Genomic DNA, 23832 nt, shown 5'->3' with positions numbered 1-23832 from the left:
ACGCCTATTCTCGGGCCAGTGCCGCCCCGGCTCAACCAAGGAGCTGGGGCGTGTTGGGCAGGCCGTCATCGTCTGACCGCATCGAGGCCGGAAAGTGCCCCTCGATCAGGGTGGAGACCTCGTCGATCGCATCCTGAAGCGCCTCGACCACATTGGCACCGCGCAGGCCCTCGCGCAGGTGGGTACAGACCCGCTGCCACTGCGCCGGGCTGACCCGGCCCTGCAGGCCACGGTCGGCGACGATCTCGATCGCGTGATCGGCCAGCAGCAGGTAGATCAGTACACCGTTGTTGTGCGTGGTATCCCAGGTGCGCAGGCGCGCAAAGGCATGCTCAGCGGCCTGGCGCGGGGTCACCTTGTGCCACAGCGCACCCAGCGGCAGGTCTGCTTCCACCGCGAACATCACCTGCCCGCCATGGCGCTGCTCACCGGCCGCGATGGCCTCGGTGATCGCCTGCAGCGTGGCGGGTGGGAAGGCGCGCCGTACCGACGGCGAAAACACGTGACGCCACAGACGTTGGATCATCACCAGCCTCCCGAAGCACCGCCGCCGCCCGAACGACCACCGCCGCCGCCCCAGCCGCCACCACCGCCGAATCCACCGCCGCCGCCGAAACCGCCCCCGCCCCAGCTGCCACCGCCCCAGCCGCCGCCACCGGCGAAACGGCCGGGATGGCCAGAGAGCATCGCCACGATCAGGCCGACCACACCGGCCAGGCCACTGGCCAGCAGGGTGGAGGTGAACAGGAATGCTGCCAGCGCTGCACCGGCGCCGCCGAGCAGGCCACGCAGCGGTCGCGGCACGCGCGAGAACACGCCGCGCAGGATGCTGCCGGCGAACACACCAATGAACAGCGCCAGGAACCAGGTATCGCCGCCACCGCCAGGTTCCCGCCCGCGATGGCCGCTGACCGGTGCCGGCAGCGTTTCGCCGTCGATCAGCTTGACCAGCACCGCCGTGGCATCGGTGATGCCGCCGGCGTAGTCGCCGCTGCGGAAGCGCGGCACCAGGTATTCCTGGATGACCCGGTTGGCGATGGCATCGGGAATGGCGCCTTCCAGGCCGTAGCCCGGCTCGATGCGCACGCGCCGGTCGTCCTTGGCCACCACCAGCAGCACGCCGTCATCCACGCCCTTGCGGCCGATCTGCCACTGGTCGAAGACCCGCGTGGTGTACTGCGCGATGTCTTCCGGCTGGGTGGTCGGCACCACCAGCACCTGCAGCTGGCTGCCCTTGCGCTGCTGCAGCGCCAGCGCCTGCTGCACCAGCGCCTGCTTCTGCGTGGCATCGAGCGTGCCGGTGGTATCGACCACCGGCGAATCCAGCGCCGGAATCGGCGCCAGCTGCTGCGCCTGCGACGCCAGCGGCAGCCACAGCAGCAGGGCCAGCAGCGCAGTGGCCAGGCGCATCGGTCAGTGGCCCGGCTGCGGTGCCGGCTGCTGCTGCGGCGCGTTGCCGAAATCGACCGCCGGCGCGTTGGAGATCTGCGCTTCGTTGTCCACGGTGAAGTTCGGCTTGGTCTTGTAGCCGAAGAGCTTGGCGGTGATCACCTGCGGGAACGAGCGGATGTAGGTGTTGTAGTCCTGCACCTGCTGGATGTAGCGGCCACGCGCAACCGTAATGCGGTTTTCAGTGCCCTCCAGCTGCGCCTGCAGGTCGCGGAAGTTCTGGTCCGACTTCAGCACCGGGTAGTTCTCGGTGACCACCAGCAGTCGCGACAGCGCACTGCCGAGTTCACCCTGCGCCTGCTGGAACTGCTTGAGCGAGGCTTCGTCATCGGCGTTGACATTGATCTGGCCAACCCGCGAGCGGGCGTTGGTGACTTCGGTCAGCACGCGCTCTTCCTGGCTGGCGAAGCCCTTCACGGTCTGCACCAGGTTTGGCACCAGGTCGGCGCGGCGCTTGTACTGGTTGAGCACTTCGGACCAGCTGGCCTTGACCGCTTCATCCTTCTGCTGGATGGCGTTGTAACCGCAGCCGGACAGCAGGGAGGCCAACAGCATCAGGGGCAGAACGCGGGTGAACAGGCGCATGGCGGAGGTTCCGGGTGGGCTTGGCACCGAGCATGCCATGGTTCGGGTGAAAGACCGGCCATCGGGCGCCGCCCCCTCCGCGGTGGCCATGCTCATGGATCGCCTGAGTAGTCCGGGCGGGTGGGCATGGCGGGGGACGCCGTGAATCCGTCCCTGGAGGCTTAGCCGCGCCATCCATGGCGCGGATACCCCCGCCACGCCCACCCGCCCGGCCTCATACGGTTTCCTGCGCACCGCGGGAAGATCAAAAGAAAAATCAAAAGCAACAGCCGGTTCTTCAGGCATTCGTGTCGACCAAGGTCGACACCTACCAGAGCGGAACGCCGTTGCGACAGATCGCGGGAAATTGTCGAAGGCGGGGTGGGTCCGGTGGCGGGGGTGTCCGCGGCATGGATGCCGCGGCCAAGCCCCCATGGACGGGTTTACGGCGTCCCCCGCCACCGGACCCACCCCGCCAACCCACGGAATGCACGCTGTTGCTGTTGCTGTTGCTGTTGCAGTGGCCTCGGCGGGTGCAGGGCTGCAAGCCCTGCCGGCACCCCACATCACTCAGCAGGCCTCGGCCACCACAGCGCGCGTCCGCCCCAGCCACGCCAGCAGCAGGCCCGACGCCGCTAGCAGGCCACCGGCCACCGGAATCGCGGCGTAGCCCAGCCCCGAGCTGATCACCGCGCCCCCCAGCGCCGCACCCACGGCATTGCCCAGGTTGAACGCACCCACGTTGATCGACGATGCCAGGCCCGGCGCCTCGCTGGCTGCCTGCATCACCCGGATCTGCAGCGGCGGTACGAGGGCGAAGGTCGCCGCGCCGAACAGCAGCACACCGAGGGCGGCGGTGGCGTGGCTCATGAAGGCCAGCGGCAGCACGAACATCAGCAGTGCCAGGACGGCCAGCAGGATGCGGGTGGCGCCATCCAGCGACCAGTCGGCCATGCGCCCGCCGATGCCGTTGCCGACGGTGAAGCCGATACCGATCAGCGCCAGCGACAGCGCGATGAAGCCGTTGGAGGCGCCGGTCAGTTCGGTCAGCACCGGCGCAACGTAGGTGTAAAGAGTGAACATGGCACCGGCACCGAGCACGGTGGTGGCCATCGCTAGCAGCACCGGCGGCTGCAGGATCGCCTTCAGTTCGCGGCGCACGTCCGGGCGCGGCCCCGGTGCGGACGCCGGCAGCGCGAAGCCCAGCGCGGTGATCGCGACCAGGCCCAGCATCGCCGTACCGGCGAAGGACAGGCGCCAGCCCAGCTGCTGGCCGACCCAGGTGGCCAGCGGCACGCCGCCGATGTTGGCGATGGTCAGGCCCATGAACATGGTGGCCACGGCGGCGGCCTGCTTTTCCTTCGGTACCAGGCTGGCGGCGACCACCGCACCGATGCCGAAGAAGGCACCGTGGTTGAGGCTGGTGACCAGGCGCGACAGCAGCAGCAGCCCGTAGTTCGGGGCCAGTGCAGACAACAGGTTGCCGACCACGAAGATCGACATCAGCAGCATCAGCGCGGTGCGCTTGCCGAAACGGCCCATCAGCAGGGTCATCACCGGCGCGCCCAGCATCACGCCGACGGCGTAGGCCGTGATCAGCATGCCGGCGGTGGGAATGCCGACTCCCACGCCGTCGGCGATGACCGGCAGCAGGCCCATCGGGGCAAACTCGGTGGTTCCGATGGCGAAAGCGCCGACGGCAAGCGCCAGCAAGGCGGCTCTGGAATTCATGGGGGTTTCCTGGGGGCGGGGAAGCGGGAGTGCGTAGCCTGCGCGCTTTGCTGTGGCGGATTAAGCCTCGCCCCGGGAAAACACTGTTGATCCAGATTCACAAGTGGAGGCCTGAACCCCACGGAAAGTGCAAAAACCGCAACGCCGTTGTAGCGCCTCGCCCCACAACGCAGAACCCCCGGCCAGGCCGGGGGTTCTGGGTGACACACGTGCCAGTGGCGCGCTTACCAGTCGCCGGCGCCCGGCACGTGGTGCTCGCGCGCGCGGCGGCGCATCAGCAGGTTCAGCCACTCCACCAGCACCGAGAAGCCCATCGCGGCATAGATGTAGGGCTTGGGCACGTGCACGTCCAGGCCGTCCAGGATCAGCACCGCACCGATCAGCAGGATGAAGGCCAGGGCCAGCATCTTCACGGTCGGGTTGGCGTCGATGAAGCGGCCCAGCGGGTTGGCGGCCAGCAGCATCACCATCACCGACAGCAGGATGGCGGCAACCATTACCGGGATGTGATCGGCGATGCCGACGGCGGTGATCACCGAGTCCAGCGAGAACACGATGTCGATGATGGCGATCTGCAGGATGACCATGCCGAATACACCCGAGGCCTTGCTGGTGGCTGGGTTCTCGTCTTCGCCACCGGTGATCAGTTCCTTGATCTCCATGTAGCCCTTGATGATCAGGAACAGGCCACCGACGATCAGCACCAGGTCGCGGATGGAGATGCCCATGCCGGCCACGGTGAACAGGTTGGCGGACATGTGCGCCAGATAGGCCAGCGACACCAGCAGGGCGATACGGGTGATGCAGGCCACGGCGATGCCGAGCTTGCGCGCGAACGGGCGACGCTCTTCCGGCAGCTTGCTGACCGCGATGGAAATGAACACCAGGTTGTCGATGCCGAGCACGATTTCCAGTGCGCTCAGGGTGAACAGGGTCACCCAGGCATTGGGGTCGGCGAGGAACTCAAAGGACATGGAAACTCTTCAGGGCAGTGGGGGAATGGGATCAGCCGTAATTGCCGGCCATTGCATGCGGGACCACGACCAGCGCCCAGCACAGAAGCACGTTCATCATCAGCACGAAGACCGCCGCCGAGCCCATGTCCTTGGCGCGGCCGGCCAGCTCATGGATCTCGCTGCCGTAACGTTCGATCACCGCTTCGATGGCCGAGTTGGCCAGTTCCATCGCCAGCACCAGCAGCATCGAGCCGATCAGCAGCGCACGCTCGACCGGGGTCTGGCCCAGCCAGATCGCGACCGGGGTCAGCAGGATCAGCAGGTAGACCTCCAGCCGGAACGAGGACTCATGCAGCCAGGCCGCACGCAGGCCCTGCCAGGACCAGCGGGCGGCCTGGAAGATGCGGCGCGGGCCACGGGGCAGATGGCCGAACTGATCAGCCACGGGTGGAACATCCAGCAACAGGGGCGCGGCGCAGCGACCGCTCAGACGCACGGCAGGGAATCATGGGTGCACAGGGATAGGCAGATGGCCGCCATTTTGCCACAAGGCCGTCAGCGCATCCCGGCACCGGCCCGGTGAATGGACTGCCAGGGGCAAGCCCGGGCCCGCCCCAGCTTCTATGATGGCTCTTTCCCTTCCCTGCTGGAGCGTCTGATGTCCCGTCGCCGTACCTGCCTGCTGATGCTGGGCCTGCTGACCGCCGCCCCCCTGGCCCAGGCGCTGAGCCCGGCCAAGCCGCCGCGCGTCCCCGAACAGGTCTCCAACGTGGCCTGGGCCGGCGACATGGCCCGCTTCGCCAGCGCCGACCTGTCCAACCCGCCGCCGCGCGGTGGCATCGAATTCATCGGCAGCTCCTCCATCCGCATGTGGGAGAGCCTGGCAACCGACTTCCCCGGCCAGCCGGTGTTCAACCGCGGCTTCGGCGGCTCGGAAGTGCGCGACAGCACCTGGTATGCCGACCGCATCGTGGTGCCCTACGCGCCGTGCAAGGTGTTCTTCTACGCTGGCGACAACGACCTCAACAGCGGCCGAAGCGCCGTGCAGGTGCGCGACGACGTGGTCGCCTTCGTGCAGCGCGTGCATCGCGACCTGCCGAAGACGAAGGTGGAGTACCTGTCGATCAAGCCAAGCCCGTCGCGCGCGCACCTTCTGCCGGCGATCAACGAAGCCAACACGCTGATCAAGGCCGCGCTGGCCAGGCTGCCCAATACCGGCTTCACCGACATCTACACGCCGATGCTCGGCGCCGATGGACAGCCGGACGCGACGCTGTTCCGCGAGGACATGCTGCACATGACCCCGGCCGGGTATGCGATCTGGACCAGGGCGCTGGCGCCGAAGGTCAACTGCAACTGAGCAACCCCATCCACGCATGGCCTGGATCTACTGCGGATGGCGGGGAACTGTCGAAGACGGGGATGTTGATGTTGCCTCGGCGGATGCCGGGCGCAGCCCGGCAAAAGCCCTCTACCGGAAGATCACCGTTGCTTCGGTGCCCTGGCGAGGCTCACTGGCCAGGCTGACCTTCCAGCCGAAGCGGTCGCACAGCCGGCGCACGATCGACAGGCCCAGGCCGGTGCCCTGCGGGCGGCTTGGCTCGGCGCGGTAGAAGGGTTCAAACGCGCGCGACAACGCCTCGGCGGACATGCCGATGCCGGTATCGCGCACCACCACCCGGTCAGTGAGTACGTGCACGTCGATACGCCCTTCGTCGGTGTAGCTGCACGCGTTGCGCACCAGGTTGCTGACCACCACCTGCAGCACCCGCGGCGGTGCATGCAGCTGCACCGGGGCTTCGCTGTGCAGGTGCACCGATACCGGCCGGTTGCCCAGCAGCTCGTTGGCATTGTCCACCTCATAGCGGACGATGTCGTTGACATCGAACAGCTCGATCTGCGGTTCGACGTCGGCTTCGCGGGCCAGGATCAGGAACGCGTCGATCACTGCTTCCATGTCACGGCCGGCGCGCTGGATGCGCTGCAGGCTGCGGCGCAGGCGCGGCTGCAGGGCTTCATCACCCAGGGCCATGTCGCTGGCCACGCGGATGACGGTCAACGGCGTGCGCAGCTCGTGGCTGGCATCACGGGTGAAATTTCGTTCGCGCGCCACATGCGCGCTGACCCGGTTGGCCAGCGAATGCAGCGCCGCCGCCAGCTGCCGGGTCTCGCCCTGCATGTCCGCAGGCAGCTTGTTCGGCTCCAGGTCGGCCGCCTCCGGGTGGCCCGGGTCCCAGCGCGAGACGCGCCGCGCCAGCCAGTTCACCGGCGACACCAGGCGCTTGGAGGCACGGTAGGTGACCCAGCTGGCGCCATACACCGCCAACAAGGTCAACAGCACCGGCACGATGCCGAACCAGAAGGCCAGCATCTCCGCGCGCGACCGCAGGAATACCAGGTACAGGCGGCCCGCCGGGCGCACATCGACCAGCACCAGCTGGTCGTCCTTGGGCAGCTCGTGGAAACCGGGCTCCAGGTTGCGCAGGTTGGCCGGCAAGGACAGTGCCGACTGCCCGCTTTCCAGCAGATAGCCACGGATGTTCTGGGTGTTGGGTGGCGGCTGCACCGGCGAGGCCTCGTACAGCGTCCAGTAGTACGCCGCTTCCTCGCGCAGGGCCGCGCCGACCAGGCTGTGCTTGATCACCAGCGAGACCAGCCAGGCACCGAGCAGGATGCCCAGGCTGGCCAGAACTGCCTGCAGGATGAAGGCGATACGGATCTTGCGCGGCAGGCCGTGCGGCATTGCGGGGTCCCGGTCAGAGCGCTGCGATTATAGGCAGCGCACCGCGCCGTAGTCGTGCACGGGTGATGACCGGCGGCAGCGCCGGCCGGTCATCCCCGGCTCCGTGCATGGTCATTGCCCAGCCGGGCCTGCAACTGCACCGGCGTGGGCCCTGATCAGGCCATCGGCTGGGCGATATCGGCAATGCGGTAGCCGGCGCTCTGCACGGTGTGCAGCAGCGGACGGTCGAACGGCTTGTCGATGATCTTGCGCAGGTTGTACAGATGGCTGCGCAGGGTGTCCGAATCCGGCAGGCCATTGCCCCAGATCTCGCGTTCGATCTCCTGGCGGGTGACCACGCGCGGCGATTCGCGCATCAGGATGGTCAGCAGGCGCAGGCCGATCGGCGACAGCTGCAGCTCGGTGCCGGCACGGGTGGCGCGCATGCTGACCGGATCGAGCACCAGGTCGGCGACCTTGAGCACTTCCGAACCGACCTGGCGGCGTTCGCGGCGGATCAGCGCGCGAAGGCGGGCTTCCAGCTCCTGGATCGCGAACGGCTTGGTCAGGTAGTCATCGGCGCCGAACCCCAGGCCGGTGAGCTTGTCGTCCAGAGTGTCGCGTGCCGTGAGCATCAGCACCGGTGTGGACTTGCGCGCATCGTTGCGCAGGCGACGGCATACTTCGATGCCATCCAGGCGCGGCAACATCAAGTCGAGCACCACGACGTCATAGCTGTTCTCCGCCGCGAGGCGGTAGCCATCCAGGCCGTCCTGTGCATAGTCGACTTCGAAGCCGCGACCTTCCAGGTATTCCCCGATCATCTCGGAGATGTTGCGGTTGTCTTCGACCACCAGCACCAAGCCGGAGGTCTCCTTCGTCTGACGCATGTGATTCCCTCTAACTTCAGCTTTGTGAAACATGCCGGATCGACGGTGGACGCGATGTGAAGTTCCGTCAAGAGGGTTGTAAATCGTTCAGAGCAGGGGCCGCAGCAGCGGCCATACGTTGTCCAGCACCTTCGGCTGCGCCTGTGCCGTGGGGTGCAGGCCATCGGCCTGCATCATGCCCGGCTGCAGGGCCACGCCTTCCAGCAGGAACGGCAGCAGCGGCACCTTGTACTGCGCAGCCAATGCCTTGTAGGCCGCTGCCAGGCGCTGGCGGTAGGCCGGTCCATAGTTGGGCGGTACGTCGATGCCCAGCAGCAATACCTTGGCACCGGCCTTCTGGCTGGCCTGCACCATCTTTTCCAGATTGCCCTGCACCTGCGCCGGCGTCAGCCCGCGCAGTGCGTCGTTGCCGCCCAGCGCGATCACCACCACGGTCGGCTTTTCCTTCGCCAGCAGGCCCGGCAGGCGGGTCAGCGCGCCGGCGGTGGTTTCCCCGCTCATGCTGGCATTGACGATGCGCGCCGGGGTTTTCGACTGCTGCCTGACCCGCTGCTGGAGCAGGCTGACCCAGCCGGCGTCGGCAGGGATATTGTGGGCAGCACTGAGGCTGTCGCCGAGCACCAGCACGGTGCCGGCCGGACCTTTGGCACAGGCCAGCCCGGGCAGCAGCAGGAACCCTAGCAGCAGCACCATCATCGCGCCGGCTCGCCGGCTCCATCCCATCTTGCGCATTGGAGTCTCCTCATCGACAGCCTGTCCCCCCGCAGCGCGTCCGCCGCCATCGCCGTCGACCAGGTCGGCAAATCCGTACAGGGCCCGGAGGGTGAAGTCCACATACTGGACAACATCACCCTGACCGTCCATGAAGGAACCAGCGCGGCCATCGTCGGCGCCTCCGGTTCCGGCAAGACCACCCTGCTCGGCCTGCTGGCCGGCCTGGACCTGCCCAGCCGCGGCCGCATCGCGCTGTCCGGCCAGGATCTGGGCCAACTCGATGAAGAGGCACGTGCCCAGCTGCGCGCACGCGAAGTCGGCTTCGTGTTCCAGAGCTTCCACCTGCTGCCGGCACTGACCGCCGCCGAGAACGTCGCACTGCCGCTGGAACTGGCCGGGCGCGAGGACCGCGCGCGGGTGGACGAGGTGCTGGCGCAGGTCGGCCTGGCCCATCGCGCCCGCCACTACCCGCGCCAGCTGTCCGGCGGCGAGCAGCAGCGCGTAGCGCTGGCACGCGCCTTCGTCACCCGCCCACGCATCCTGTTTGCCGACGAACCGACCGGCTCGCTGGACCACGCCACCGGCCAGCACATCAGCGACCTGCTGTTCGAACTCAATGCAGGCAGCGGCACCACCCTGGTGCTGGTCACCCACGACCTGCGCCTGGCCCAGCGCTGCCAGTACGTCCACCGCATCGACGACGGCCGCCTGCTGCCGGTCGAGCGTGGGGCGCAGGCATGAACCTGCTGCGCCATGCGTGGCGCGCGCTGCGCCGCGAGGCCCTGGCCGGCGACCTGCTGACCGTGTTTGCCGCGCTGGTGCTGGGCGTGGCGGTGATGACCGCCGTGGGCACGCTGGTGAACCGGGTCAACCTGGCGTTGTCCGGCAGCGCGGCGGAAATGCTCGGCGGCGACCTCGGCATCGCCGGCCGCGACGACCCGCCGCAGGCATTCGCTGAAGAAGCACAGCGGCGTGGACTGGCCTACACCCGCATCGCCAGCTTCGGCAGCGTGTTGTTCAACGGCGAGGCCAGCCAGATGGCCAGCATCAAGGCCGTGCAGGCGGGCTATCCGCTGCGCGGCACGCTGCGGGTAAGGGCCACGCCCGGCGGTGTGTTGATCACCGATGCCGGCATGCCGCCCAAGGGCCAGGCCTATGCCGACCCGCGCCTGCTGCAGGGGCTGGGGCTGAAGGCCGGCGATGACCTCGAGTTCGGCGCCGGCACGCTGCGCATCGCCGGCATCATTGAATCCGAGCCGGACACCGGTGGCGACCTGCTCACGCTCTCGCCGACCCTGCTGGTCAATCGCGCCGATGTGGAGGGCACCGGACTGCTCGGCCCAGGCAGCCGCATCAACTACCGGCTGATGTTCGCCGGCGCAGCGGAGCCGATCGCGGCGCTGCGGCAATGGCTGCTGCCACAGGTGAAGGGCCTGCGCCTGCTGAGCGTGGACGATACCCAGCGTGGCGTGCGCCAGGCCTTCGATCTGGCCGGGCGCTTCCTCGGCCTGAGCGCGCTGCTGGCGGTACTGCTGGCGGGCGTGGCCACCGCACTGGCCGCCAACCGCTTCGCGCTGCGCCGCATCGACCAGGTGGCGATCCTGCGCTGCCTGGGCGCTCGCCAGCGCGACATCCTGCTGGGCCTGGCGCTGCAGCTGCTGATGCTGGCGGTGCCGGCCTGTGCGCTGGGCATCGGCCTGGGCATGGCCGCGCAGGAAGGCCTGGTACAGGTGCTGGGCAGCCTGGTGCCGCAACGACTACCGTTGCCCGAAGCGATGCCTGCGCTGACCGGCGCCGGCATCGGCCTGTTGCTGCTGTTCGGCTTCGGCCTGCCACCGCTGCTGCGCCTGCGCGGGGTGCCGCCGATGCGCGTGCTCAACCGTTCCTTCGCCGCCCTGCCGCCGGCCTCGTTGCTGGCCTATGTGGCGGCGTTGGCCGCCAGCCTGCTGCTGGCGGTGCAGGTCACCGGCGACCTGAAACTGGCGCTGTGGGTGCTCGGCGGCCTGGCCGTGCTGGCGGTGGCGGCCGGTGGCATCGGCTTCGTGCTGCTGCAGCTGCTGCGCGGCCTGCAACACCGCCTGCATGGCAACTGGCGGCTGGGCCTGGCCGCGCTGACCCGACGCCGGATGCTGGCGGTGATGCAGCTGGTCGGGCTGTCACTGTCGTTGTGCGCACTGTTGCTGCTGGCGGTGACCGGCCCCGGCCTGCTGCAGCAGTGGCGCGAGCGCCTGCCCGCGGATACCCCCAACTACTTCCTGATCAACATCCAGCCCGAACAGCGCAACAGCGTGCTGGCCGCGCTGCGCGGGCTGGGTGCCAATGACGCCAGCATCGAACCGATGGCCACCGGCCGCCTGATCGCGATCAACGGCAAGCCGCCGCTGCGCGTGGACCGCGCGTCCGTGCAGGACGGGCAGCCGGCTCAGGGCGAAGGCCAGCGCGACGACGATGACGGGAACCGTCCGTTGAACTTCAGCTGGCGCAGCACCTTCCCGCCCGCCAATACCCTGGTGAACGGCACCTTCTGGAAGGCCGACAGCACCGCGGCGGAGGCGTCGGTGGAAATCGGCTGGGCCAAGCGCTACGGCGTGTATCCGGGCGACCGCATCAGCATTGCGGTGGGCGAGCAGGAACGCCAATTCACTGTCACCAGCGTGCGCAAGGCGGACTGGAACACCTTCCGTCCGAACTTCTTCGTGCTGCTCAATCCGAACGCGGTGGGCGATACCCCGCACAACCTCCTGTCGGCATTCCATCTGCCGCCCGGCAAGGCGGCGGGACTGGGCGAACTGGTACGCGCGCAGCCGAACCTGTCGCTGCTGGACGTGGACGCGGTGATCTCGCAGGTGCGCGATGTGATGGAACGGGTGGCACAGGCGGTGCAGCTGGTGATGGTGTTCAGCCTGCTGGCCGGACTGCTGGTACTGCTGGCCGCGTTGCAGGCCACTGCCGGCGAGCGCCGCTACGACAGCGCGGTGCTGCGCACCCTGGGCGCGACCCGGCGCCAGCTGCGTGGCGCGGTGCTGGTGGAGTTCGGCGCGCTGGGCACGCTGGCGGCGCTGCTGGCGGTGGGCGCGGCGGCCGCCATCGGTGTGGCGGTCTCGCAGAGGGTGTTCGAGCTGCCGCTGCTGCCGCCATGGCCGGGCCTGCTGATCGGCGGCGTGGTCGGCATCGGGTTGAGCCTGCTGGCCGGCTGGTGGGGTACCCGGGCGATCCTGCATACGCCGCCGGCACTGGCGCTGCGCGAAGCCTGAGGCGGTCGTGACACGCCTGGGGTGGGGCCGGCTGTATGCTGCGCGCCCCACCTCGCTGAGATCACCCGGATGCCCGGCACCTCGTTCGCCGCTTACCTGTACCCGGTGTTGCTGCTGCTCGGCAGCAACATCTTCATGACCTTCGCCTGGTACGGGCACCTGAAGTTCAAGAGTGCCCCGCTGATGACGGTGATCCTGGCCAGCTGGGGCATCGCGTTCTTCGAGTACTGCCTGCAGGTGCCCGGCAATCGGCTCGGCAGCGCGGTGTATTCGGCGCCGCAGCTGAAGGGCATGCAGGAAGTGATCACGCTGCTGGTGTTCGCGGTGTTCTCCGCGTTCTACCTGGGCCAACCGCTGAAGTGGAACCACTACGCGGCGTTCGGATTGATCGTGGTGGCGGCGTTCCTGATGTTCAAGGAATAGCAATGAGACACGGCTTCTGCCTGCGCGCTGTTCTCGTCGGCGTGCCGCTGCTGTTGGCGATGCTGCCCGCATGTGCCCGCACTGCGGTGGGCCATGTCCCGGACCCGGTGCAGGCCTTCGTGCTGGAAACGGTAAAGGAAGTGGTGCACATGGCGATCCTGGCCGGGCAGACCGCGCTGCTGCTGCCCGACCCGCAGGCGTGCAGCACGGACCGCGCGCGCTGCGGCGACGCCATCATGGGCGTCCGCACGCGCGATGACGAGGCGAGCCTGCAGGCCACCCTGCGTACGTTCCGGGACGCCGGGCTGGACCTGACCACGCTGGGTGGACCGGCGTCCTGAGTGCAGCGCATTCGCGCATGGCGCTTGACCAGAGGCAAAGATCGGTAGATCCACGCCATGCGTGGATGCGGTGCCGGGCAAACCCGGCACCCGCCAAAGCCGTGGCGATCAGCCTTCCTTCGGCGCCTTCTCAACGTACTTGGCGAACACGTCGTCGATCTGCTTGTCCTTCACCGTCTTGCCGGACTGGATCTCTTCGGCCTGGGTGAACAGCGGGATGATCATCGCCATGCCGTCCAGCTTGGTCTTCAGGTGCACGCCCGGGGCCTGGCCGAGGAAGCCGTCCCAGCGCTGGCGTACCTTGGCCCAGTAACCAGCGGTGGCCTTCCAGTAGTCGCGGGCCGGGGTGAAGTCGATCTCGGTGGTCTTCACGTAGTCGTTGAAGCCGAACTCGCGGGCGATCTCCACCTGGCTGCCGTCGGCGTTGCGCTGCACCTTGGTATTGAACTGCTCGTGGGTCCAGCCATTGGGCGTAAGCGTGTGGCGGTTGACCACGGCCAGCGCGTTGTAGTCGCTGCGCTTGGTGTATTCACGGCGCGGCAACGGGCGCCAGCTGAGGTCGCTGGTCCACGTCGGCACGTTGTTGGTGTAGGTCCACGCGCCGGTGCCGCAGTAGCGCGGAGCATCGCTCACTTCATACACGCACTGGGTCCAGGCGCCCTTGTTCACGGCCGCCGCGATGCTGCGTACCTGCCAGGTCTGGTCGGCACTGAACTCGAAGCGGTTCGGCGCTTCGTAGACCCAGTCCTGGCGCCAGTGCTTGGTGATGTGGCCGCTCTTTTCATCCAGCAGCAGGTGCTGCAGCACGATGCGCCTGGGGGTGTCCTCGACCACGATGACCAGCTCGTTGCCGCCGCTGCGCATCGCCGGGGCACGCTCGTAGCCGGGCTTCAGCAGCACGGTCTCGTCGAAGGCGAAATCCACTGTGTACTCGCCCTGCATGGCGAGGATGCTGTCGTGGTCGCGGGCGATGTCGGAGGGCTGCGCGCTGGCCACGCCGCTGGCGGCGAGCAGCAGCATGACGCTGGCTGTCTGGAACTTCATCGGGGTCTTCCTTCGGGGTAGCAGGTGTAGTGAGAGGCCGTCCATGGCCGACAGGCGTTCCATCAGGAAAGGGTCACAGCCGGATCAGCGGCAGGTCGCCGGGAACCCGCGGCGCCGGGCGACGTGCAGCGTCGGCGCAGCAGCAATCGTCGATCGCCAGCTCGCCTTCGGCACCTTCCAGCCGCGCGATGCGTCGCGCGGTGGCTGCGCCCAGCGAAGACAGCGCCGACAGGCTTGCAGCGAGGGTGCGGCCATCGTCGGCGGCATGCAGGCGCAACGTGCACAGGCGCCAGCGCTGGCCGCCGAGGTGCCCGGCCAGGCGCCGCCACAGGCGTTCGCCGACACTGCCATCGCTGTCATGTTCCGGGCCTGGCGGCAACGCCGCGACCAGCCGGTCCCAGGCCAGGAAATCGCTGTCGGGCAGCAGGTACAGGCGCCACACGCAGCGGCCGCGGGCATCGAGGAAACACAGGCTTTCGCGCACCCCCTCGCTGTCCACGCCCTGGCAGGCATGCACGCGGACCGCCTGGCGCCAGCCACCGAGCTCGTTGCCGTCGGCGCGGTACAGGCACAACACGGTGCCGAGCGTGGCCAGCTGTGCCGGCGTCGGCCAGGCCGCGCTGCCCTGCGCGGCGATGGCGTCGTTCCTGCGTGCGGACAAGGCTCGGCTCATGAGATCACCAGGAAACGGCAAGGCTGGCGGAGAGGGTACGGCCCGGGCTGGTATAGCGGTCCAGCACGCGGCTGGTCGGCGACAGCGTCGAACCCACGTTGGACCAATCGATGTAGCGCTTGTCGCCCAGGTTGAACACGCCGACGTTGAAGGTGGCGCCCGGGGCGAAGTTCCAGTGCGCCATCAGGTCGGCCACGCCGTAGCCGGCCGGGCGGTACACCGTGGCCGCAGTGACGCGGTCCTTGCGCTTGACGAAGGTACCGGCCAGTTCGACGCCCCAGGTGTCGGTGTCGTACATCAGGCCGACGGTGCCACGCAGCGGGTCGACCGAATCCAGCGGGGTGTCTTCGGTCTTGTTGTCGCCGCGCGACCAGGCCACCGAACTGCGCAGCGCCCAGCCCTGCAGCGCCGGGCTGACCTGGCCGAAGTCGACGCCGGCCTTCAGTTCGGCACCGTAGATGCGCGCGTCGGCGATGTTGCGCGACTGGAACACCATCAGGCCCTGTGCGTTGGTACCGACCAGCGACTGCGACTCGATGAAGTCCTTGTACTCGTTGTAGTAGCCGCTGAGGCTGACGTAGGCCGCCGGCGACAGGAAGCGCAGGCCCAGCTCCATGCCGTCACTGGTTTCCGGCTTCAGGTCCGGATTGGGAATGGCGGTGTAGCCGAAGGCGAAGTTGGTGAAGCCCAGGTTGACGTCGTTGTACGGCGGCGAACGGAAGCCATGCGAGTAGCCCGCGAACAGCGACCATTCGTCGGTGAAACGATAGACCATGCCCAGCTTCGGCGACACGCTGGTCTTGGTGAGCTTGGCCACCGCAACGCCGGGATTGTCTTCGGCGAAGATGCTGTCCACCTCCGGCTTGAGTTCGTAGCGGTCCACGCGCACGCCTGGCACCAGCGACAGCTTGCCGTTGGCCATGCGCATTTCATCCTGCGCGTACAGGCCCAGCTCGGTGGTCTTGCTGATCGGGAAATCGCGTACCGGGAAGGCGTCGGGCAGGATGGTGGTGCTGGTCTGGCCATTGGCCAGCACCTGGTAGCCGTCGCGCTTCTGGCGGATTTCGGTGCGCGCGCCCTCGAGGCCGTAGGTCAGCGCGTGTTCGACGCTGCCGGTGCTGAACGCCTTGTTGAACTGCGCCTGCAGGCCGTACACGCGCTGGTCGAAGTTGAACTCGCGGTGGCGGCGGCTGCGGTTGGCGCGGTCCTCATCGGTGATCTGGGTGGTTTCACTGTGCTGGGTATACAGCTGCCAATGCAGGCTGTCGGCGAAGCCCTTGTCCAGCGCATCCATTTCATGGGCGAACGACACGCGGGTGCGGTTCTGCGTGTCGCGCGCCTTCATGCCGGTGGTGGTGGTGCGGTCGATCGAGGACAGCACGTTGGTATCGGTGTTGTCTTCGTTGCCTTCCACGGTCAGCCGGAAGCGTTGGTCCTCGCTGGGTGCATAGACCAGCTTGGCCAGGCCACTGCGGCCATCGCGGTCCTGCGGGTTGGGCGCGGTGCGGGTGTTGTCGAGGCTGCGCACGTCGCCCTTGTTGCCGGTTTCCTGGCCCTGGCGATGGTTGATGTTGACCATGCCACTCCAGTGTTCGCCGCCGAACGCGCTGGTCACGCCACCGAGCAGGCCCTTCCACTCGCCGTCGTAGCCGAACTTCAGGCCAACGTAGCTGTCCTTGCCATCCTTCAGGTAATCGGCCGGATCCTTGGTGACGAAGGCGACCACACCACCGAGCGCATCGGACCCGTACAGCGAGCTGGCCGGGCCGCGCACGATCTCCACGCGCTTGAGCGTGTCCAGGTCGGTGAAGTTGCGGTTGGCGTTGGAGAACGAGCCGATGTTGAAGCTGGTGGGCATGGCGATGCCATCGGTCTGCACACGCACGCGGTTGCCGTCCAGGCCACGGATGCGGATGCTGCCGAGGCCGAAGCGCGCGGCGCTGCGGCTGACCGACAGGCCCGGCTCGTAGCGCAGCAGATCCTTGATGTCCTGCACCAGGTGCCGGTCCATCTGCTCGCGGTCGATGACGTCCACGGTGGCCGCCACATCGCTTACCGCCCGCTCGGTACGGGTGGCGGTGACCTGCACGCGGTCGAATTCGCGCGCCTCGGGCGCAGCGGTGGCCGCGGCAGCAGCGTGGGCGGACAGCGGCAGGGCCATCCAGATGGCAAGGCAGAGGGCGGTTTGGCGGGTCATCGGGTTCGTTCGGTCAGGCAGGGGAACCCCCGGTTACCGGCACACCCGGAGGGTGCACGCGGTAGACCGAGGGGGAGAGAGCGGGAGCGGACGGGTCGCCCACCCTGCCGGCGCGGCCGGCAGGAGGGAGGGGGGCGGGCGACCAGGCCGCGATTACTTGGTCAGGATCAGCTTGTCGTTGCTGGTGTGCCGCAGGCGGTAGAAGCGGTCGCCGTGCTGGATCAGGATTTCACGACGGCCCTTGAGCAGGGCTTCGCTGTCGATGACCTCTTCCGGCGGAACGACACGGACCGGACGATCGCGGAGGGTCAGCGTTTCGGGGCGCAGCAGTACAGGTTGAGCATTCATGAGCATCTGGACTCGTGCGAGGGACGAGTTAAATGATAATGATTCTCAGTTGACAATCAACAACCATTCTCAATTTCATTGATGGGATTAATGATCGAATTCTTAAATTCGATAGACATCATCAATGGCACCGTGGGCGCGGTGCTTTTGTAGCGTCGAGCATGGCTCGACGCTGCAGAGGGCTGTCAGGCGAAGACGGCTTCGACCTGCGCCCAGCCAGCGGCGTCGACCTGCTCCAGCACCTCCAGCGCCTGCAGGTTCTGCAGCAGTTGGCTGACCCGGCTGGCGCCCAGGATCACGCTGGAGACGTTCGGGTTGCGCAGGCACCAGGCGATGGCCAGCGTGGCCGGGGCGTGCCCCAGTACGCGCGCCACCTGGCTGAAACGGCGCACCTGGGCCAGGCGGGCCTCGGTGTCGTCACCCATCACCAGCGCCTGCAGCCATTCCATGCCCTCGCGGCCCAGCCGCGCATCCGCCGGAATGCCCTGGTCGTACTTGCCGGTCAGCAGGCCCGAGGCCAGCGGTGAGAAGATGGTGGTGCCCAGGCCGGCACCGGCATACAGCGGCGCGTACTCGACCTCGACCCGTTCGCGGTGCAGCAGGTTGTACTGCGGCTGTTCCATGGACGGACCCTGCAGGTTGCGCGCGTCGGCGATGTCCAGCGCCTGCTGGATCTGCACCGCCGACCACTCCGAGGTACCCCAGTAGAGGACCTTGCCCTGCCGCACCAGGGTATCCATGGCATGCACGGTCTCGGCGATCGGTGCGTCCGGATCCGGGCGATGGCAGTAATAAAGGTCCAGGTAATCGACCCGCAGGCGCTTGAGCGCAGCATGGCAGGCGTCGGTCACATGCTTGCGCGACAGGCCGCGCTGGGTCGGCCGTGGGTCCTTGGCGCTGCCGAAGAACACCTTGCTGGATACGCAGAGGCCATCGCGCGGCAGGCGCAGGTCGGCGATCACATCACCCATCACCTGTTCGGCGCGGCCGTTGGCATAGCCCTCGGCGTTGTCGAAGAAGTTGACGCCGTGGTCCCAGGCCGCAGCCACCAGGTTGCGGGCCTCGCCGCGCGGGATCTGGTCACCGAAGGTCACCCAGGCGCCGAAGGACAGGGCGGAAATCGGCAGGCCGGTGGAGCCCAGGCGGCGGTATTGCATGCGAATCTCCTGCTGCGGGCCCGCATCCGGGCCGGGATCAAACCCCATTCTACCTTCCGCCGCCGGCCGCAAGCCCTTGCCGTTGCTGGCCTGATCGGTACCGTTGGGTGCGCGCACGCTGCTTTTTCTTGCCCCGGCCCCTGCCCTGCACTAGGCTTCCCGTTTTTCGCGACGCCCCAGGGGAGTCACTCACATGGTCGAAGGTTTGGGCAGGATCGGCTTCGGCCTGTTCGGGTTGGCGGTGCTGATCGGCATCACCTGGTTGTTTTCCAACAACAAGCGTGCGGTTGACTGGAAGCTGGTTGCCACCGGTATCACCCTGCAGATCGCGTTCGCTGCGCTGGTGATCCTGGTGCCGGGCGGGCGCGATGTGTTCGATGCGCTGGGCAAGGGCTTCGTCAAGGTTCTCAGCTTCGTCAACGAAGGCTCGGGCTTCATCTTCGGCTCGTTGATGGACACCAAGAACTACGGCTTCATCTTCGCCTTCCAGGTGCTGCCGACCATCATCTTCTTCTCGGCGCTGATGGGGGTGATGTACCACCTCAACATCATGCAGGCGATCGTGCGCGTGATGGCGTGGTCGATCACCAAGGTGATGCGCGTGTCCGGCGCGGAAACCACCAGCGTCTGCGCCAGCGTCTTCATCGGCCAGACCGAGGCGCCGCTGACCGTGCGCCCGTACATCGCCAGGATGACCCAGTCCGAGCTGCTGACCATGATGATCGGCGGCATGGCGCACATCGCCGGCGGCGTGCTGGCGGCCTACGTGGGCATGCTCGGCGGCGGTGATCCGGCGCAGCAGGCCTTCTACGCCAAGCACCTGCTGGCGGCCAGCATCATGGCAGCACCGGCCACCCTGGTCGTGGCCAAGCTGCTGATCCCGGAAACCGGCACCCCGCTCACCCGCGGCACGGTGAAGATGGAAGTCGAGAAGACCTCCAGCAACATCATCGACGCGGCCGCCGCCGGCGCCGGTGACGGCCTGAAGCTGGCGCTGAACATCGGCGCGATGCTGCTGGCCTTCATCGCCCTGATCGCGCTGCTGAACGCCCCGCTGACCTGGATCGGCGATGTGACCGGCCTGGCTGCTGCCATCGGCAAGCCGACCAACCTGTCGACCATCTTCGGTTACGTGCTGGCCCCGATCGCCTGGGTGATCGGCACCCCGTGGGCCGATGCCACCACCGTCGGTTCGCTGATCGGCCAGAAGGTCGTGATCAACGAGTTCGTGGCCTACACCGAACTGTCGCAGATCGTGAACGGCCAGATCGCTGGCGTGAGCCTGTCCGAGGAAGGTCGCCTGATCGCCACCTACGCGCTGTGCGGCTTCGCCAACTTCAGCTCGATCGCGATCCAGATCGGCGGTATCGGCGGCCTGGCCCCGGAACGTCGCCACGACCTGGCCAAGTTCGGCCTGCGCGCCGTGCTGGGCGGTACCATTGCCACCTTCATGACGGCGACCATCGCCGGCGTGCTGACGCACTTCAGTTGAACCCTTGGTTGAGAAAAGATTCCCTATGAGCAGCAGTGTCGTTGTCGTCGGTTCCTTCAATGTCGATCACGTGTGGCGGTGCGAGTCGCTGCCGGCACCGGGTGCGACCATTGCCGGCCGTTACAGCACCGGCCCCGGTGGCAAGGGCTTCAACCAGGCTGTGGCGGCCTGCCGCGCCGGTGCCGACACCCACTTCGTGTGCGCGCTGGGCGACGACGCCGGTGGCGCCACCGCGCACGAACTGGCCGCACAGGACGGCTTCGGTCTGATCGCCGAAGCCAGCAGCGAGCCGACCGGCACCGCGGGCATCTACGTCGATGCCCGTGGCCGCAACACCATCGTGATCGGCCCGGGCGCCAACGCTGCGCTGAGCACCGACTTCCTGCAACAGCAGCAGGCCCTGCTGACCAGTGCCAAGGTGGTGCTGGCGCAGCTGGAATCGCCGGTGCAGACCATCGAAGCGGCACTGGCCACGGCCCGCGAGGGCGGCGTCACCACCGTGCTCAACACCGCACCGGCCGATGCCCCCTCGACCATCGGTCTGCTCAAGCTGGCCGATGTGATCACCCCGAACGAGACCGAGTTCGCCGCCCTGCTCGGCCGCCATGTCGGTGAGCGCGTGGATGCCAACGACGTCGCCGCGCTGGATGGCGCCAGCCTGCACGCGCTGTGCCGCAAGCTGGTCGGCAACGGTACCGTGGTGGTCACGCTCGGTTCGGTGGGCGTGTTCGTGTCGCATGCCGACGAGAACCTGCGCGGCGATACCCAGCCGTACTACCGCGTGGGTGCCGAACAGGTGCAGGCGATCGACACCACCGGTGCCGGTGATGCCTTCAACGGTGCGCTGGCCGCGTCGCTGGCGCAGGTGGCCGACGCCCCGTTCGCCCGCCACGTGCGCTTCGCCAACCAGTTCGCCGGTCGCTCGACCGAGAAGGAAGGCGCTGCAGCGGCGATGCCGCGCTTCACACCGGCCGACGCTGAAGCAAAATAGATCCACGCCATGCGTGGATGAGAAGCCCGGGTGTGCAGACACCCGGGCTTTTTTATGGTTCCTCCGCACTTCGCAGCAGCAGCCCAGCTGCGATTGCCAGCAGCGCCACGGCAGCGGCCACCACGCCCAGCGAAGCCAGGCCGAAGCGTTCGATGGTCCCACCTCCCAGCAGCGCGCCCAGGCCGATTCCGGCATTGGCCGCAGACACATTCAAGGTTCCCGCCAGCGCCTGCGCCTGTGGCGCCGCACGCATCACCCGCACCTGGCATAGCGGGAACAATCCGGTATGCGCCACGCCCCACAGGGCCAGTGCGATCAGCACGAGCGTGCCGTGGCCGGCCAGCCCGACACTGGCCAGCATGCCCAGCGCCAGCACTGCGCAGAACACCAGGGTCGCGCCCAGCGGCGCACGATCGACCCAGCGCCCGCCCAGTGCATTGCCGATCAGCCCGACGGCCCCGAAGCCCATCAGCCACCAGCCCACCTGTGCGGCCGGTACCTGCATCAGGCGCTCCAGTACATCGGCCAGGTAGGTGTAGGCAGCAAACATCGCGGTGAACACCAGCACCGACAGCAGCACATGGCCCAGCAACTGCGGTTGGCGCAACACACGTGCCTGTTCGCCCAGCGCGCGCCGCGGTCCGGCCACGGCGCCCGGCATCCACAACGCCAACGCGCCCGCCATCAACAGCGACAAGGCCGCCAACAGCCAGAAGCTGCCGCGCCAACCGAGGGCGTCGGCGGCCAACGTACCCAGTGGGATACCGAACAGCATTGCGGCGGTGATACCCAGGTAGACCCGCGCGACCGCACGACCGCCCTGTCCTGCCGGGGCCAGCTGCGCAGCAGTCTCACTGGCCGTGCCCCAGAACACCGGCAGGGCCAGTGCTGGCAGCACCCGCGCCAGCGCCAGCAGCCACGGCTGCGTGGCCATCGCAGCCAGCGCGTTGGAACCCGCGAACAACAGCAGGATGACCACGAACAGGGGGCGCCGGCCAACGTGTGACAGCAGCGCAGTCAATGGTGGCCCGGCCAGCATCACGGTGAACGCGAACAAGGTGACCAGCTGCCCGGCGCGGGCGATGCCCAGGCCAAGGTCGCGCGCCAGCGCGGGCAACAGGCCGACGATCAGGAATTCGGTGGTGACGATGACGAAGGCGGACACCGCCAGCAGGACGACCGGAAGACGTGCGCGAGCGTTTGCGTGGACAGCGGCCACGGTGGAATCGAGGGTGGACATGAGCGGGCATCAGGACAGGGGCCACCAGCCTATTTCCTCCCCGAGTTCCGATTACTGCTATATTTTCCATCGATTCCGGACCGAAATTCCCCATGCTTCCCACCGAGCGTCTGCGCGGCATCGAGGCCTTCGTCGCCACCGCCGATGCCGGCAGCTTCACTGCCGCCGCCGAACGCCTGCACCTGACCAGTTCTGCGGTGGGCAAGACCATCGCACGGCTGGAGGCGCGGCTGGGAGCCCGGCTGTTCGAACGCAGCACGCGCCGCCTTCGCCTGACCGAGGCCGGTGAGGGCTTCTACCGCACCTGCGTGCGGGTGCTTGGCGAACTGGCCGATGCCGAGTCGGTGCTGGCGTCGCACGCAGACGCTCCCGTGGGCCGCCTGCGGGTGGATGCACCAGCCACCTTCGGGCGACTGAAAGTCTGGCCGTTGCTGCTGCAGCTGGCCGACACGTTTCCGCAGCTGCGGCCACAGGTGACCTTCAGCGACCGCTTTGTGGACCTGACCGATGACGGCATCGACCTGGCCGTGCGCATCGGTGGACCGGAGCCGCTGCCGGCCACCCTGGGCAGCCGCCTGCTCGGCTACGAATGCCTTCGCTTCTGTGCGTCCCCGGCCTATCTGGAGCGACATGGCCTGCCGACATCCGCGGCCGAGCTGGCCGGGCATGACGGCGTGCTGTTCGGACGCGCCGACGGCAGCATCGGGCCGTGGCAGGTGGCCGATGGCGGGCAGCGCAGTACACCGCTGCAGGCCCGCGCGCGCCTGGTGGTTGGCAGCGCCGAGGCCCAGGTGGCTGCGGTCGAGGCCGGCTTCGGCATCGCGCAGTTGGCCACCTGGCTGGTCGATGATGCGCTGGCGCGCGGCAGCCTTGTGTCGATCCTGCCGTCGCTGGACTGCCGCGGCCTGCCGTTGCGCCTGTTGTGGCCGCAGGGCCGGCAGCGGTTGCCACGCGTGGACGTGGCGTTGGACCATCTCGGCACCGGGTTGCAGATCGATCCGCCGCGCTGAGCGCAGCGCCATCACCGGCGGTGGCATCGAACAGCTGCGACTGCCGGTCGCATTGCCCACATCCCGCCCCTCACCCACCATCCGCGCAGCATTTCAGCGTGGGCAGGACATGGACGGATTCCCCTGGTTGCTGGTTGCCGCCGCCGGCAGTGCCATCGCAGCCTTGCTGCATATCGGCTGCATTGCCTTTGGGGCACCCTGGTACCGGTGGTTCGGTGCTGGCCCGCGCATGGTCCGGCTGGCACAGGCGGGGCATTGGTGGCCACCGCTGATGACCGCCGGCATTACTGCTGTGCTGGTCGCCTGGACGCTGTACGCGCTGGCAGCCGCAGGCTGGCATTCGCCGCTGCCGGCCAGCCGTCCGGTGCTGTCGGGCATCGCCCTGCTGTTGCTGCTGCGCGCGGCGATGGGCTTCGGGCTGGCGCTGCTCCGGCCCGGATACAACGGCCGGCACTTCTGGGTAGTCAGTTCACTGGCCTGCCTCGGCCTGGGGCTGGCCTTCGCGCTGGGTACCCGCCAGGCCTGGCAGAGCCTGGGGTAGCCGCCCACCATCGCCCGCACTTGGGGGCGGTGGAAGCAACCGTCAAGCATCTGCTGATGCCGGTACGGCATGAGGTCGGTGCCGATCGGCCTGAA

At 67.8% G+C, this 23832-nt stretch carries 24 protein-coding genes; 9 read left to right on the top strand and 15 right to left on the bottom strand.

The annotated features are described in order from the left end of the window. Positions 1-31: 31 nt before the first annotated feature. The 6 genes from ACYKG1_RS03385 to ACYKG1_RS03360 form a co-directional block, all read right to left on the bottom strand. Positions 32-526 (bottom strand): TPM domain-containing protein, encoded by a 495-nt coding sequence (locus ACYKG1_RS03385; protein ID WP_100471329.1) that lies wholly within the window; start codon positions 524-526, stop codon positions 32-34. Next, on the bottom strand, positions 526-1410 hold the full coding sequence (locus tag ACYKG1_RS03380; protein WP_100471328.1) for a TPM domain-containing protein: 885 nt from the start codon (positions 1408-1410) through the stop codon (positions 526-528). The genes ACYKG1_RS03385 and ACYKG1_RS03380 overlap by 1 nt, the downstream gene beginning before the upstream one ends. A 3-nt stretch (positions 1411-1413) precedes the next feature. Beyond that, positions 1414-2034, bottom strand: a complete 621-nt coding sequence (locus tag ACYKG1_RS03375; RefSeq protein WP_100471327.1) for a LemA family protein — start codon at positions 2032-2034, stop codon at positions 1414-1416. 549 nt (positions 2035-2583) lie between these two features. After that, positions 2584-3744 (bottom strand): MFS transporter, encoded by a 1161-nt coding sequence (locus ACYKG1_RS03370; RefSeq protein WP_262083306.1) that lies wholly within the window; start codon positions 3742-3744, stop codon positions 2584-2586. Between the two features lie 224 nt (positions 3745-3968). Then, a complete protein-coding gene (locus ACYKG1_RS03365) occupies positions 3969-4718 on the bottom strand; it encodes a TerC family protein (RefSeq protein WP_049422852.1) in 750 nt (249 codons plus the stop codon). Positions 4719-4749: 31 nt separating this feature from the next. Then, complete coding sequence (locus ACYKG1_RS03360) at positions 4750-5145, bottom strand: diacylglycerol kinase (protein WP_049435654.1); 396 nt, start codon at positions 5143-5145, stop codon at positions 4750-4752. A gap of 213 nt (positions 5146-5358) precedes the next feature. On the opposite strand from ACYKG1_RS03360, the gene ACYKG1_RS03355 reads away from it, so the two are divergent. Next, positions 5359-6060, top strand: a complete 702-nt coding sequence (locus ACYKG1_RS03355) for an SGNH/GDSL hydrolase family protein (RefSeq protein WP_478471860.1) — start codon at positions 5359-5361, stop codon at positions 6058-6060. 111 nt (positions 6061-6171) lie between these two features. Here ACYKG1_RS03355 and ACYKG1_RS03350 read toward each other — a convergent pair whose 3' ends face one another. From ACYKG1_RS03350 to ACYKG1_RS03340, 3 genes are all read right to left on the bottom strand, one after another. Next, positions 6172-7443, bottom strand: a complete 1272-nt coding sequence (locus tag ACYKG1_RS03350; RefSeq protein WP_478471858.1) for a sensor histidine kinase — start codon at positions 7441-7443, stop codon at positions 6172-6174. A gap of 155 nt (positions 7444-7598) precedes the next feature. Then, a complete protein-coding gene (locus ACYKG1_RS03345; protein WP_002811889.1) occupies positions 7599-8312 on the bottom strand; it encodes a response regulator transcription factor in 714 nt (237 codons plus the stop codon). Positions 8313-8399: 87 nt separating this feature from the next. Next, positions 8400-9044 carry an arylesterase gene (locus ACYKG1_RS03340; protein ID WP_478472693.1) on the bottom strand — a complete coding sequence of 215 codons (645 nt, stop codon included), beginning with the start codon at positions 9042-9044 and terminating at the stop codon, positions 8400-8402. 48 nt (positions 9045-9092) lie between these two features. On the opposite strand from ACYKG1_RS03340, the gene ACYKG1_RS03335 reads away from it, so the two are divergent. The 4 genes from ACYKG1_RS03335 (at position 9093) to ACYKG1_RS03320 (ending at position 13044) form a co-directional block, all read left to right on the top strand. Next, positions 9093-9767 carry an ABC transporter ATP-binding protein gene (locus tag ACYKG1_RS03335; protein ID WP_315973625.1) on the top strand — a complete coding sequence of 225 codons (675 nt, stop codon included), beginning with the start codon at positions 9093-9095 and terminating at the stop codon, positions 9765-9767. Then, positions 9764-12280 carry an ABC transporter permease gene (locus tag ACYKG1_RS03330; RefSeq protein ID WP_100471322.1) on the top strand — a complete coding sequence of 839 codons (2517 nt, stop codon included), beginning with the start codon at positions 9764-9766 and terminating at the stop codon, positions 12278-12280. The genes ACYKG1_RS03335 and ACYKG1_RS03330 overlap by 4 nt, the downstream gene beginning before the upstream one ends. Positions 12281-12349: 69 nt before the next feature. After that, on the top strand, positions 12350-12703 hold the full coding sequence (locus ACYKG1_RS03325) for a DMT family protein (RefSeq protein ID WP_100471321.1): 354 nt from the start codon (positions 12350-12352) through the stop codon (positions 12701-12703). A 2-nt stretch (positions 12704-12705) separates the two neighbouring features. After that, complete coding sequence (locus ACYKG1_RS03320; protein WP_478471856.1) at positions 12706-13044, top strand: hypothetical protein; 339 nt, start codon at positions 12706-12708, stop codon at positions 13042-13044. Between the two features lie 108 nt (positions 13045-13152). On the opposite strand, the gene ACYKG1_RS03315 is transcribed toward ACYKG1_RS03320, so the two are convergent. The 5 genes from ACYKG1_RS03315 to ACYKG1_RS03295 form a co-directional block, all read right to left on the bottom strand. Then, positions 13153-14088, bottom strand: coding sequence for a DUF6607 family protein (locus tag ACYKG1_RS03315; RefSeq protein ID WP_262083310.1), 936 nt, complete (start codon positions 14086-14088; stop codon positions 13153-13155). A 73-nt stretch (positions 14089-14161) separates the two neighbouring features. Beyond that, positions 14162-14761 carry a Hemin transport protein gene (locus tag ACYKG1_RS03310; RefSeq protein WP_262083311.1) on the bottom strand — a complete coding sequence of 200 codons (600 nt, stop codon included), beginning with the start codon at positions 14759-14761 and terminating at the stop codon, positions 14162-14164. Between the two features lie 4 nt (positions 14762-14765). Then, the gene (locus ACYKG1_RS03305; protein ID WP_478471854.1) at positions 14766-16958 is read right to left on the bottom strand and encodes a TonB-dependent hemoglobin/transferrin/lactoferrin family receptor; all 2193 of its coding nucleotides are present in this window, start codon (positions 16956-16958) and stop codon (positions 14766-14768) included. Between the two features lie 153 nt (positions 16959-17111). Then, positions 17112-17306 carry a hemin uptake protein HemP gene (gene hemP, locus ACYKG1_RS03300; RefSeq protein WP_005412278.1) on the bottom strand — a complete coding sequence of 65 codons (195 nt, stop codon included), beginning with the start codon at positions 17304-17306 and terminating at the stop codon, positions 17112-17114. Positions 17307-17491: 185 nt separating this feature from the next. Then, complete coding sequence (locus ACYKG1_RS03295; RefSeq protein WP_478471853.1) at positions 17492-18463, bottom strand: aldo/keto reductase; 972 nt, start codon at positions 18461-18463, stop codon at positions 17492-17494. A 193-nt stretch (positions 18464-18656) separates the two neighbouring features. On the opposite strand from ACYKG1_RS03295, the gene ACYKG1_RS03290 reads away from it, so the two are divergent. Both ACYKG1_RS03290 and ACYKG1_RS03285 read left to right on the top strand, forming a co-directional pair. Beyond that, complete coding sequence (locus ACYKG1_RS03290) at positions 18657-19955, top strand: NupC/NupG family nucleoside CNT transporter (RefSeq protein ID WP_100471316.1); 1299 nt, start codon at positions 18657-18659, stop codon at positions 19953-19955. 25 nt (positions 19956-19980) lie between these two features. After that, positions 19981-20946 carry a ribokinase gene (locus ACYKG1_RS03285; protein ID WP_478471852.1) on the top strand — a complete coding sequence of 322 codons (966 nt, stop codon included), beginning with the start codon at positions 19981-19983 and terminating at the stop codon, positions 20944-20946. Positions 20947-20998: 52 nt separating this feature from the next. Here the strand turns inward: ACYKG1_RS03285 and ACYKG1_RS03280 are convergent, their stop codons facing one another. After that, positions 20999-22186 (bottom strand): MFS transporter, encoded by a 1188-nt coding sequence (locus tag ACYKG1_RS03280; protein ID WP_478471851.1) that lies wholly within the window; start codon positions 22184-22186, stop codon positions 20999-21001. A gap of 92 nt (positions 22187-22278) precedes the next feature. Between ACYKG1_RS03280 and ACYKG1_RS03275 the strand changes: the two genes are divergently transcribed. Then, positions 22279-23196, top strand: a complete 918-nt coding sequence (locus tag ACYKG1_RS03275; protein ID WP_100471313.1) for a LysR family transcriptional regulator — start codon at positions 22279-22281, stop codon at positions 23194-23196. A gap of 109 nt (positions 23197-23305) precedes the next feature. After that, entirely contained in the window at positions 23306-23737 is a 432-nt protein-coding gene (locus ACYKG1_RS03270) for a hypothetical protein (protein WP_100471312.1), read from the top strand. Positions 23738-23832: the final 95 nt, after the last annotated feature.

The sequence above is a fragment of the Stenotrophomonas sp. 85239_Sma genome (assembly GCF_056481725.1).
This window is presented reverse-complemented; position numbering and strand designations above follow the sequence as displayed.

What these genes read in the sequence shown, in the direction of transcription:
- ACYKG1_RS03320 (WP_478471856.1), top strand. Translation starts at nt 12,706, where the DNA reads ATGAGACACGGCTTCTGCCTGCGCGCTGTTCTCGTCGGCGTGCCGCTG.
- ACYKG1_RS03280 (WP_478471851.1), bottom strand. Translation starts at nt 22,186, where the DNA reads ATGTCCACCCTCGATTCCACCGTGGCCGCTGTCCACGCAAACGCTCGC.
- ACYKG1_RS03305 (WP_478471854.1), bottom strand. Translation starts at nt 16,958, where the DNA reads ATGACCCGCCAAACCGCCCTCTGCCTTGCCATCTGGATGGCCCTGCCG.
- ACYKG1_RS03370 (WP_262083306.1), bottom strand. Translation starts at nt 3,744, where the DNA reads ATGAATTCCAGAGCCGCCTTGCTGGCGCTTGCCGTCGGCGCTTTCGCC.
- ACYKG1_RS03350 (WP_478471858.1), bottom strand. Translation starts at nt 7,443, where the DNA reads ATGCCGCACGGCCTGCCGCGCAAGATCCGTATCGCCTTCATCCTGCAG.
- ACYKG1_RS03270 (WP_100471312.1), top strand. Translation starts at nt 23,306, where the DNA reads ATGGACGGATTCCCCTGGTTGCTGGTTGCCGCCGCCGGCAGTGCCATC.
- ACYKG1_RS03385 (WP_100471329.1), bottom strand. Translation starts at nt 526, where the DNA reads ATGATCCAACGTCTGTGGCGTCACGTGTTTTCGCCGTCGGTACGGCGC.
- ACYKG1_RS03310 (WP_262083311.1), bottom strand. Translation starts at nt 14,761, where the DNA reads ATGAGCCGAGCCTTGTCCGCACGCAGGAACGACGCCATCGCCGCGCAG.
- ACYKG1_RS03340 (WP_478472693.1), bottom strand. Translation starts at nt 9,044, where the DNA reads ATGCGCAAGATGGGATGGAGCCGGCGAGCCGGCGCGATGATGGTGCTG.
- ACYKG1_RS03365 (WP_049422852.1), bottom strand. Translation starts at nt 4,718, where the DNA reads ATGTCCTTTGAGTTCCTCGCCGACCCCAATGCCTGGGTGACCCTGTTC.
- ACYKG1_RS03275 (WP_100471313.1), top strand. Translation starts at nt 22,279, where the DNA reads ATGCTTCCCACCGAGCGTCTGCGCGGCATCGAGGCCTTCGTCGCCACC.
- ACYKG1_RS03290 (WP_100471316.1), top strand. Translation starts at nt 18,657, where the DNA reads ATGGTCGAAGGTTTGGGCAGGATCGGCTTCGGCCTGTTCGGGTTGGCG.
- ACYKG1_RS03295 (WP_478471853.1), bottom strand. Translation starts at nt 18,463, where the DNA reads ATGCAATACCGCCGCCTGGGCTCCACCGGCCTGCCGATTTCCGCCCTG.
- ACYKG1_RS03355 (WP_478471860.1), top strand. Translation starts at nt 5,359, where the DNA reads ATGTCCCGTCGCCGTACCTGCCTGCTGATGCTGGGCCTGCTGACCGCC.
- ACYKG1_RS03325 (WP_100471321.1), top strand. Translation starts at nt 12,350, where the DNA reads ATGCCCGGCACCTCGTTCGCCGCTTACCTGTACCCGGTGTTGCTGCTG.
- ACYKG1_RS03330 (WP_100471322.1), top strand. Translation starts at nt 9,764, where the DNA reads ATGAACCTGCTGCGCCATGCGTGGCGCGCGCTGCGCCGCGAGGCCCTG.
- ACYKG1_RS03285 (WP_478471852.1), top strand. Translation starts at nt 19,981, where the DNA reads ATGAGCAGCAGTGTCGTTGTCGTCGGTTCCTTCAATGTCGATCACGTG.
- hemP (WP_005412278.1), bottom strand. Translation starts at nt 17,306, where the DNA reads ATGAATGCTCAACCTGTACTGCTGCGCCCCGAAACGCTGACCCTCCGC.
- ACYKG1_RS03375 (WP_100471327.1), bottom strand. Translation starts at nt 2,034, where the DNA reads ATGCGCCTGTTCACCCGCGTTCTGCCCCTGATGCTGTTGGCCTCCCTG.
- ACYKG1_RS03380 (WP_100471328.1), bottom strand. Translation starts at nt 1,410, where the DNA reads ATGCGCCTGGCCACTGCGCTGCTGGCCCTGCTGCTGTGGCTGCCGCTG.
- ACYKG1_RS03315 (WP_262083310.1), bottom strand. Translation starts at nt 14,088, where the DNA reads ATGAAGTTCCAGACAGCCAGCGTCATGCTGCTGCTCGCCGCCAGCGGC.
- ACYKG1_RS03345 (WP_002811889.1), bottom strand. Translation starts at nt 8,312, where the DNA reads ATGCGTCAGACGAAGGAGACCTCCGGCTTGGTGCTGGTGGTCGAAGAC.